Annotated in this window: 1 protein-coding gene; it reads left to right on the forward strand. The window is 63.5% G+C overall.

Translation table 11 applies throughout. The features are described from left to right. Nucleotides 1-255: hypothetical protein (locus tag Q8X51_RS32240; protein WP_407695014.1), on the forward strand; the 255-nt coding region annotated here is incomplete at both ends.

Raw genomic sequence — 255 nt, forward strand, 5'->3', positions numbered from 1 at the left:
GGGGGGACGACGGCCGTGTCACGCTGCACAACGCCGATGGCAGTCAGGAAGTGTATGTCCATGACGACCGGGCGCGGCTGGTGCAGCGGATTGATCCGGACGGTGCCCAGCATTTCAAATCCTACGACGCCAAAGGCCGGCTGACGGTTGAGCAGGATCCGCTGGGGGCGGTGACGGCGTATCAGTACGACGACGCCGGACACTTGGTGGCGTTGTTTCCCGGGGATGATGAGCCGACGTCCTACGAGCATGACA

Source organism: Pseudomonas sp. Yb2C2, from assembly GCF_052112325.1.
Taxonomy (GTDB): domain Bacteria; phylum Pseudomonadota; class Gammaproteobacteria; order Pseudomonadales; family Pseudomonadaceae; genus Aquipseudomonas; species Aquipseudomonas marginalis.